General features: G+C 41.9%; 9 protein-coding genes. All 9 read left to right on the plus strand.

The features are described from left to right. On the plus strand, positions 1 to 171 hold a 171-nt coding region (locus tag ACMJ0U_RS11220; protein WP_417130010.1), incomplete at its 5' end, for a PASTA domain-containing protein. A 6-nt stretch (positions 172 to 177) separates the two neighbouring features. Further along, positions 178 to 1,635, plus strand: coding sequence for a UDP-N-acetylmuramoyl-L-alanyl-D-glutamate--2,6-diaminopimelate ligase (locus ACMJ0U_RS11225; protein ID WP_417130002.1), 1,458 nt, complete (start codon positions 178 to 180; stop codon positions 1,633 to 1,635). 15 nt (positions 1,636 to 1,650) lie between these two features. Beyond that, complete coding sequence (mraY, locus tag ACMJ0U_RS11230; RefSeq protein WP_417130003.1) at positions 1,651 to 2,919, plus strand: phospho-N-acetylmuramoyl-pentapeptide-transferase; 1,269 nt, start codon at positions 1,651 to 1,653, stop codon at positions 2,917 to 2,919. A gap of 4 nt (positions 2,920 to 2,923) precedes the next feature. Beyond that, entirely contained in the window at positions 2,924 to 4,255 is a 1,332-nt protein-coding gene (murD, locus tag ACMJ0U_RS11235) for a UDP-N-acetylmuramoyl-L-alanine--D-glutamate ligase (RefSeq protein WP_417130004.1), read from the plus strand. 30 nt (positions 4,256 to 4,285) lie between these two features. Beyond that, positions 4,286 to 5,536, plus strand: coding sequence for an FtsW/RodA/SpoVE family cell cycle protein (locus ACMJ0U_RS11240; protein ID WP_417130005.1), 1,251 nt, complete (start codon positions 4,286 to 4,288; stop codon positions 5,534 to 5,536). Between the two features lie 39 nt (positions 5,537 to 5,575). Then, the gene (murG, locus tag ACMJ0U_RS11245; RefSeq protein WP_417130006.1) at positions 5,576 to 6,706 is read left to right on the plus strand and encodes an undecaprenyldiphospho-muramoylpentapeptide beta-N-acetylglucosaminyltransferase; all 1,131 of its coding nucleotides are present in this window, start codon (positions 5,576 to 5,578) and stop codon (positions 6,704 to 6,706) included. Continuing rightward, the gene (murC, locus tag ACMJ0U_RS11250; RefSeq protein WP_417130007.1) at positions 6,696 to 8,072 is read left to right on the plus strand and encodes a UDP-N-acetylmuramate--L-alanine ligase; all 1,377 of its coding nucleotides are present in this window, start codon (positions 6,696 to 6,698) and stop codon (positions 8,070 to 8,072) included. Before murG ends, murC begins: the two co-directional genes overlap by 11 nt. Then, positions 8,069 to 8,806: a cell division protein FtsQ/DivIB gene (locus ACMJ0U_RS11255; protein ID WP_417130008.1), complete on the plus strand. Its 738-nt coding sequence runs from the start codon at positions 8,069 to 8,071 to the stop codon at positions 8,804 to 8,806. The genes murC and ACMJ0U_RS11255 overlap by 4 nt, the downstream gene beginning before the upstream one ends. Before the next feature lie 3 nt (positions 8,807 to 8,809). Beyond that, positions 8,810 to 10,012 (plus strand): cell division protein FtsA (gene ftsA, locus ACMJ0U_RS11260; RefSeq protein WP_417130009.1); only part of this gene is annotated, 1,203 nt, incomplete at its 3' end.

A 10,012-nucleotide genomic window follows, 5' to 3' on the forward strand; every position in this document is an offset into this window, starting at 1 on the left:
AAAAATTTAGTACCTAATGTGAAAGGGATGGGAGCTAAAGATGCAGTTTACCTGTTAGAAAGCAAAGGACTTCGTGTACGCTTGTCAGGAACAGGAAAGGTAACTAAACAAAGTCTCAACGCAGGAGCTTATTTACATAAAGGACAAACAATTACATTAACATTAAACTAGAAAAAAATGAAACTTGAGAATATGCTAAAAGCTGTCAATGCACAGCAAATCATCGGAGATATCAATCAGGAAGTAAGCGGCATTCACATGGATTCACGTATGGTAAAAAGCGGATTCATGTTTGTAGCCGTAAAAGGGACCCAAGCTGACGGACACAACTATATTTCCAAAGCTACCGAGAATGGAGCAACAGTAATCGTCTGTGAACAGTTGCCTGTACAAATTGAGCCAAATATAACTTATGTACAACTGACGGACACAGAGGAAGCCGTCGGCAAACTCGCCACTACATTCTACGGGGACCCGACCTCGAAACTGGAATTAATAGGAGTGACTGGAACGAATGGGAAAACGACCATTGCCACATTATTATATAATATGTTCCGCCTGTTCGGATATAAGGCTGGATTAATCTCTACAGTATGCAATTACATTGATGGAGAAGCTATCCCCACTGACCATACCACTCCAGACCCCATCACACTGAATCAGTTGCTGGGACGTATGGCAGACGAAGGCTGCAAATATGTATTTATGGAAGTCAGTTCGCATTCTGTAGTACAGAAACGTATCAGTGGACTTACCTTCGCTGGCGGTATTTTCACAAATATCACTCGTGACCATCTGGATTACCACAAGACATTTGAGAATTATCTGAAAGCAAAGAAAGCATTCTTTGACAATCTTCCGAAACAAGCTTTTGCGCTGACCAATCTGGATGACAAGAACGGTACAGTCATGACACAAAACACTAAAGCCAAAGTGGCTGCCTACTCACTACATTCTTTATGCTATTTCAAAGGCAAGGTACTAGAAGACAGTTTTGACGGAATGCTGCTTGACATCAACAACCGTGAAGTAAACGTGCAATTTATCGGACGCTTCAATGCTTCCAACCTGCTGGCTGTATATGGAGCAGCATGCTTGTTAGGGAAACGTCCGGAAGATATCTTAGTAAAACTGAGTATGCTTCGTCCTGTGTCCGGACGCTTTGATGCCAAACGTTCCCCCAAAGGGTATACAGCTATTGTAGACTATGCGCACACTCCTGATGCACTGGTAAACGTATTGGAATCCATTCATGAGGTATTAAGAGGAAGAGGACAAGTCATTACAGTAGTAGGGGCCGGAGGAAATCGTGACAAAGGGAAACGTCCTTTAATGGCAAAAGAATCTGCTCAAAGAAGTGACAAAGTAATTATCACTTCTGATAATCCACGCTTTGAAGAACCGCAAGACATCATCAATGACATGCTAGCAGGTCTCAGCAAGGAAGACATGAGGAAAGTAATCAGCATCGTCGACCGCAAAGAAGCTATCCGTACAGCCTGCATGTTAGCTCAGCCGCAAGATGTCATCCTGATTGCCGGTAAAGGACACGAAACTTATCAGGATATAAAAGGGGTCAAATCACATTTTGACGACAAAGAAGTATTAGACGAAATATTCAAAGGAGAACAATAAAAGAGAGACAAGACAATGTTATATTATTTATTTCAATATTTAGAGCAATTCAATTTTCCGGGAGCACGAATGTTCGGATACGTATCGTTCCGTTCATTAATGGCTGTCATCCTCTCCTTGTTGATTTCTGCCATCTTTGGAGAATATTTCATAAACCTGCTTAAAAAGAAGCAGATTACAGAAACTCAACGTGATGCGTCCATTGACCCCTTTAACGTCAATAAGGTAGGTGTCCCGACCATGGGAGGTATCATTATCATCGTAGCGATTCTTATACCTTGTCTACTATTAGGCAAGTTGCATAACATCTACATGATATTGATGCTCGTTACCACTCTGTGGTTAGGAACCCTGGGCTTTTTGGACGACTACATCAAGGTTTTCCGGAAAGACAAAGAAGGGCTTCATGGCAAATTTAAAATCATCGGTCAGGTAGGGCTCGGACTGATTGTGGGGCTGGCTCTTTATCTGAGTCCGGATGTCGTAATACGAGAGAACATTGAAATCCAGCAGGACGGCCGTGTGGTAGACGTCGTTCATAAACCAATGGATGAGAAATCAACTAAAACTACTATTCCTTTTTTCAAGAATAACAACCTGGATTATGCCGATTTCGTAGGATTTTTAGGAGAACATGCACAAGATGCGGGATGGATTGTCTTTGTACTTATCACCATCTTCGTTGTCACAGCGGTTTCAAACGGAGCAAACCTGAACGACGGAATGGATGGAATGGCGGCAGGTAATTCAGCCATTATTGGAGTCACCTTAGGAATATTAGCCTATGTATCCAGTCACATAGAATATGCAGAGTACCTGAATATCATGTACATACCTGGGAGTGAAGAACTGGTAATCTTTATCTGCGCTTTCATCGGAGCACTGGTTGGTTTCTTATGGTACAATGCCTTCCCTGCACAAGTATTCATGGGCGACACAGGAAGTCTTACCATCGGAGGACTTATCGCCGTGTTTGCCATCATCATACACAAAGAGTTACTTATCCCCATCTTATGTGGAGTTTTTTTGGTAGAGAACCTGTCGGTCATCCTACAGGTGAAATATTTCCAGCGTGGGAAAAAGAAAGGAATCAAACAACGCATATTCAAACGTTCACCAATTCACGACCATTTCCGTACGACACTGGCACAACTCGACCCAAACTGTACTTATTTGATCACACGCCCTCATAGCGTATTCCATGAATCTAAGATTACAGTCCGTTTTTGGATTGTAACCATTGTATTAGCAGCAATTACGATAATCACACTTAAAATCAGATAAAGCAATGGCAAGAATTGTCATCTTAGGAGCAGGAGAAAGCGGAGCTGGTGCCGCTGTCCTGGCACAAAAAAAAGGATTTGACACATTTGTATCAGACATGTCTCTCATCAAAGACAAGTACAAAACAATGTTGAACGAAAGAGGTATTCAATGGGAAGAAGGTAAACACACAGAAGAGTTGATTCTGAACGCAGACGAAGTGATTAAAAGCCCAGGAATTCCCAATGATGCTCCTATTATCTTGAAACTCAAGAATCAGGGAACTCCCGTCATTTCGGAGATTGAATTCGCTGGCCGATATACCAATGCCAAAATGATTTGTATCACAGGTAGCAATGGTAAAACGACCACAACCTCACTGATTTATCACATTTTCAAGAAAGCTGGTCTGAACGTGGGACTGGCAGGCAATATCGGACAAAGTTTGGCCTATCAGGTAGCCGAATGTAACTATGACTATTATGTCATCGAACTCAGCAGTTTCCAGCTTGATAACATGTACAAGTTCCACGCCAATATCGCTGTATTGATGAATATTACTCCAGACCATCTGGACCGTTACGGATTCGAAATGCAGAATTACGTGGATGCCAAATTCCGCATTATCCAGAACCAGACCGATGATGATGCCTTTATTTTCTGGAACGACGACCCTATCATACAGAAGGAACTTCACAAATATGGCATCCATGGACAATATTTCCCGTTCGCAGAAAAGAACGAAGAGGGAGTAGCTGCTTTTACCGAAGAAAACAAGGTGTACTTTACCCGCCCTATCGCGTTCAACATGGAACAGGAAGAGTTGGCTCTGACCGGAACTCACAACCTGTTCAACTCCATGGCTGCCGGCATTTCAGCCAACATTGCAGGTATTCGCAAAGAATGCATCCGTGAAGCACTGAATGACTTCAAAGGCGTAGAGCACCGACTAGAAAAGGTAGCACGTGTAAAAGGAGTAGATTATATCAACGACTCCAAAGCTACCAACGTCAACTCTTGCTGGTATGCTCTTCAAAGTATGAAAACCAAAACGGTTTTGATTTTGGGAGGAAAAGATAAAGGAAATGATTACAATGAAATTGCCGACCTTGTAAGAGAGAAATGCAGCGGACTGATATTCCTGGGACTTCACAACGAAAAGCTACACGATTTTTTCGATAACTTTGGTCTTCCGATTGTGGATGTACAAAGCATGTCTGACGCTGTAAACGCAGCCTATAAAATGGCTAAAAAGGGAGAAACTGTGTTGCTAAGCCCATGCTGTGCAAGTTTTGACCTATTTAAAAGTTATGAGGACCGAGGCGACCAGTTTAAAGAGTGTGTAAGAAACCTATAAGCATTATTAAAGAGTTAGAAATCATAGCATATGGATTTGCTAAAGAACTTTTTCAAAGGGGACAAAGCTATCTGGATTATCTATCTGTTCCTCTGCCTGATATCTATTGTAGAGGTATTTAGTGCATCCAGTACGCTTACTTATAAAAGCGGAGACCATTGGGGGCCAATTACCAACCATTTGACTTTGCTAATGGTTGGTACTATTGCGGTATGGATTGTACACAATATTCCCTGCCGCTGGTTTAAAACATTTATCGCTTTGTTGCCTATATCATGGGGATTACTGATAGCCGTATTCGTAATTGGTGCCCTTACCAACGGAGCTAAACGATGGATTGATTTAGGTTTCATTCAATTTCAGCCCTCAGAGGTAGCCAAAATGGCAACCATCATTACCGTTGCATTTATCCTTTCACGCATGCAGGAAGAAGATGGAGCCAACAAAAAAGCATTCAAGTATATATGTGGCATTACGGCTGCCACTTGCGGACTCATTATAAGTGAAAATCTTTCTACTGCTGTCCTACTGGCAGGAAGTGTTTTTCTGCTCATGTTTGTAGGAAGAGTCCCCTTCAAGCAACTCGGACTGCTCGCTGGCGTCGGCATTGCCTGCATCATCATCGGTGTAGGAACCATTAAATATATTCCAGGTGAAGTCTGGGATAAGATTGGCCTTCACCGTATGGTAACCTGGCAAAGCCGTTTGAATAATCATTTTGATGAAAGTGAAATACCGGCTGCCAAATTCGACATTGACAACGATGCCCAAATAGCTCACGCTAATATAGCCATAGCAAGCAGCCACATTTTAGGGAAAGGACCAGGAAACAGCGTACAACGAGATTTCTTATCACAAGCCTTTTCGGACTTTATCTACGCCATTATCATTGAGGAACTAGGACTTATTGGAGGAGGTTTCGTTGCCATCCTTTACATCCTACTTCTGATGAGAATCGGAAAAATAGCTAGAAATTGCGATAAGTCATATTACGTATTTCTTGTTACTGGTATCGGGATTCTGCTTGTGCTGCAAGCCACATTCAACATGCTAGTAGCTGTAGGAATCATACCTGTTACCGGACAGCCTTTACCGCTTATCAGCAAAGGAGGTACATCTACTCTTGTAAATTGCGTCTACATTGGAATGATTCTGAGTATTAGCCGATACGTAAATGACTTGAAACGTCAACAAGAAGAAGAATTGCTCGCACAACAAACAGAACAATCTCAGGAGATTAACCAAGAAAATAATATCATGCAACAGGAGGAATCTGTTTAAAAGTTTATTCTTACCTTTGCAGGTAAATAGCACAAGAATATGGAAGAAAAATTACGCATCATAGTAAGTGGAGGTGGTACGGGAGGACATATTTTCCCCGCTGTTTCCATAGCCAACGCTATCAAAGAATTATACCCAGATACTGAGATTTTGTTTATCGGAGCAGAAGGCCGTATGGAAATGCAACGTGTTCCGGCTGCAGGATACAAGATTATCGGATTGCCAGTAGCTGGATTTGACAGAAAGCATTTATTGAAAAACATCAGCGTACTTATCAAGTTATTCAAAAGTCAGCTGATGGCTCGCAATATCATCAAGGACTTTAAACCCCATGCGGCAGTAGGCGTTGGAGGCTATGCCAGCGGTCCTACCCTGAAAATGGCAGGCATGATGGGGATTCCCACATTAATACAGGAACAAAACTCTTATGCCGGAGTCACCAACAAATTATTAGCTCAAAAAGCGGAAAAGATTTGTGTGGCATACGAAGGGATGGAACGATTTTTCGATAAAGACAAGATTATCCTTACAGGAAACCCTATCAGACAAGGTCTATTAAACAAAAACATATCGCGTGAAGAAGCAATCCGTTCTTTTGGCTTAGATCCAGAAAAGAAAACCATTCTGATTATTGGAGGAAGCCTGGGGGCACGTACGATTAATAATTGTATGATGCAGGGGTTCGACAAAATCAAAGAGTCGGGAGTACAGTTTATCTGGCAGACCGGGAAAATCTATATCAACGAAGCCCGACAAGCAGTAAAGGCTTACGGAGAACTTCCTGTGTTATACGTAACCGACTTCATATCCGATATGGCTACAGCCTATAGCGCTGCCGATATGGTTATCAGCCGTGCGGGTGCAGGTTCCATTTCTGAGTTCTGTTTATTAGGTAAACCGGTTATTCTCGTACCTTCTCCCAATGTAGCAGAAGATCATCAGACAAAAAATGCACTGGCACTTGTCAACAAAAATGCAGCAGTTTATATTAAAGACAGTGAAGCTGTTCAACAATTGCTGGATACAGCCATTGAAACGGTCCACAATCCAGATTTATTAAAAGAATTAAGCAACAACATTACCAAACTAGCTATCAAGGACTCTGCCAACATCATTGCACAGGAAGTCTGCAAGTTAGCATTAAAATACAAAGAACATCATGAACATTAATACCATACAAGCAGTCTATTTCATTGGAGCTGGAGGCATAGGCATGAGTGCCTTAGTCCGCTATTTTTTGTCAAAAGGGAAAAAAGTAGGTGGTTATGACCGCACTCCAAGCGAATTGACTGAGAAGCTAATTGCAGAAGGAGCAGACATCCATTATGAAGAAAATGTGTCTCTCATCCCAGAAGCATTTCTTCATCCGGAAACTACACTGGTTGTCTACACCCCTGCTATCCCTGCAAGCCATCAAGAATTAGTTTATTTCCAGGAACATCAGTTTGAGATTCACAAACGTGCCCAAGTACTGGGAATGTTGACTCAGACTGAGAAAGGAATGTGCGTAGCCGGAACCCATGGAAAAACGACCACCTCTACCATGGCCGCTTTCTTGATGGACCATTCGCACGTGGGGTGCAATGCATTTTTAGGAGGTATTTCCAAGAACTACCAGACCAACCTGTTATTATCGGATAAAAGTGACTATGTAGTTATCGAAGCAGATGAATTCGACCGCTCATTCCACTGGCTGACTCCGTATGCTACGGTAATTACCGCCACCGATTCAGACCATCTGGACATTTACGGTACGCACGAAGCTTATCTGGAAAGTTTCCGTAAATACACCTCACTTATCCGTCCGGACGGATACCTGATTATCAAGGAAGGACTGGAACTGAAACCTGATGTACAGCCGGGAGTTACCGTGTACACCTACTCTACCGAAAAAGGAGACTTTCATGCCGAGAATATTCGCATTGATGACGGTGAAATTTATTTCGACTACATATCTCCTTTAGGTAACATCACAAACGTACAACTAGGAGTACCAGTATTTGTTAATATTGAAAACGGTATTGCCGCTATGGCTTTAGCGCAAATTGGAGGTGCCACCACAGAAGAAATAAAGGCCGCAATGCCACAGTTCAGAGGGGTGGACCGTCGGTTTGATTTCAAGATTAAGAACTCACACATTGTTTTTCTGAGTGACTATGCCCATCATCCGGAAGAAATCCGACAGAGCGTAAGTTCTATCCGGCAATTATATCCTAACCGGAAGATCACGGCTGTATTCCAACCTCATCTTTACACGCGTACCCGCGATTTCTATCAGGATTTTGCCCAGAGTCTGTCACTATTAGACGAAGTGATTCTTCTGGATATCTATCCAGCCAGAGAGACTCCTATTCCTGGAGTAAGCAGCCAACTTATTTATGACAATTTACGTCCGGGCATAGAAAAAAGCATGTGTTCCAAAGAACAGATTATAGAAGTACTGAAAAATAAAAAACTGGACGTGCTTATTACGCTTGGAGCTGGAGATATTGACAATTACGTTCCACAAATTCATGAATTACTAAAAGATCGATGATTAAACGAATTCTCATACTCTGCATTCTTGTAATGGTTTCTATTTATCTTGTAGTAGCCGTTACCGTATTTAACCGCAAACCCGAAAATCAGGTCTGCAAGGGTATGGAATTGGTTGTCAAAGACAGCGTTGACTACGGTTTTATCACTGAAGCAGAAGTAACCAAACTACTAAAGCAGAAGAATCTATACCCGGAGAAAAAGCGTATTGGCACAATCAATGTCCGCCAGCTAGAGGAAGTGCTGTCACAGCATCCTTTCATCAGCAGAGCTGAATGCTATCTCACTTCGGGAGGGAAAGTAGGAATTGAAATCTACCAGCGTATCCCTCTCTTACGAGTCATGAGCAGCAATGGGGACAATTACTACATTGACCATTCCGGAAAAATCATGAATGCCACAGGAAAGCCAATTCATGTAGCAGTTGCCACGGGTTTTATTGATCGGAAATTTGCTCAACAGGAATTATACGAACTAGGACTATATCTCCAACGCAATCCGTTTTGGAAAGCCCAAGTAGAGCAGATAAACGTAACCCCTAAAAAAGAATTGGAAATTGTTCCCCGAGTAGGCGATCATATTCTTTTTTTAGGGAAAGCCACTGATTTTGAAGAAAAATTCAGTAAATTGCAAACGTTTTACAGCAAAGTGCTCAATCGCATCGGCTGGGACAAATATGAGCGAATCAGTATTGAGTTTAATAATCAAATTATCGGAACAAAAAAAGAAAACTAAGATATGGCAGTAACAGATTTTATAGCAGCTATCGAACTGGGTTCGACTCACATCACAGGAATCGCCGGCAAAAAGAATGCAGATGGAAGCATTCAGATTCTTGCCTATGCCAATACTCCTTCATCAGATTGCATCAAAAAAGGAGCAATCTTCAATTTGGACAAAACCACACAGGTACTAGTCTCCATTATCCAGAAGCTAGAGGAAGATTTGCAAGCTTCTATCAAAAAAGTCTATGTTGGAATAGGCGGACAATCCATACGGAGTACACGTAATAATGTAACCAAACAATTAGGAGAAGAAACTAAAATATCACAGGCACTGATTGAATCACTCATGGAAAGCAACCGGGAAATCTCGATGATAGATCAGGAAATTCTGGATGTGGAACCACAGGAATACAAAGTGGGCAACAATCTGTTGACTGAGCCTGTCGGTATTTCAACAGACCGTATCGAAGGGCGTTATTTGAATATTATCGCACATCATACTCTTAAAGATAGAATTACCAGATGCTTCAACCAGACTAAGTATGAGATAGCAGATTACTTCCTGTCTCCGGTCGTTACGGCTAACGTAGTTCTGACCGACAGTGAAAAGCGTTCTGGTTGTGCACTCGTTGATTTAGGAGCTGATACAACTACCGTAGCTGTATACAAAAACAACATTTTACGTCACCTGGCAGTTATTCCATTGGGAAGCAACAACATCACTAAAGATATTTGTAGCTTACAAATTGAAGAAGAAGATGCCGAACAACTGAAACTACGTTACGGATGCGCCCTGACTCCTCCGAAAGAAGATGACGAAACTGTGGATGAACAAGAGTATAGTATTGAAGGCAAATGTTCTGTTCCCGCTCATAAACTTGAATACATTGTTGAAGCTCGTATCAACGAGATTATTTCCAATGTATGGAATCAGATTATGGTGTCTGAATACGGTGACAAACTGCTGGCGGGATTGGTTCTCACCGGTGGAGCATCTAATATGCCCAATATGGATGAAGCGTTCAAACAAATTACTAAAATAGAAAAAATCCGTATCGCAAAAGGTGGAAATATCACTTTAACCGGTGCTATACAGTTATCGAAAGACGGCACACAAAACACACTCATCGGACTATTGGCAGAAGGAAAAGAAAATTGCCTTAAGATTGACCCACGGAAAGGACATCAGCTGGACTTCATTGACGAAATAAAAGAA

It is taken from the genome of Phocaeicola sp., assembly GCF_048170425.1.
GTDB lineage: Bacteria > Bacteroidota > Bacteroidia > Bacteroidales > Bacteroidaceae > Phocaeicola.

Excerpts from the sequence above, each read along its gene's own strand:
- murG (WP_417130006.1), top strand. The coding sequence starts at position 5,576 with ATGGAAGAAAAATTACGCATCATAGTAAGTGGAGGTGGTACGGGAGGA.
- ACMJ0U_RS11225 (WP_417130002.1), top strand. The coding sequence starts at position 178 with ATGAAACTTGAGAATATGCTAAAAGCTGTCAATGCACAGCAAATCATC.
- mraY (WP_417130003.1), top strand. The coding sequence starts at position 1,651 with ATGTTATATTATTTATTTCAATATTTAGAGCAATTCAATTTTCCGGGA.
- murC (WP_417130007.1), top strand. The coding sequence starts at position 6,696 with ATGAACATTAATACCATACAAGCAGTCTATTTCATTGGAGCTGGAGGC.
- murD (WP_417130004.1), top strand. The coding sequence starts at position 2,924 with ATGGCAAGAATTGTCATCTTAGGAGCAGGAGAAAGCGGAGCTGGTGCC.
- ACMJ0U_RS11255 (WP_417130008.1), top strand. The coding sequence starts at position 8,069 with ATGATTAAACGAATTCTCATACTCTGCATTCTTGTAATGGTTTCTATT.
- ACMJ0U_RS11240 (WP_417130005.1), top strand. The coding sequence starts at position 4,286 with ATGGATTTGCTAAAGAACTTTTTCAAAGGGGACAAAGCTATCTGGATT.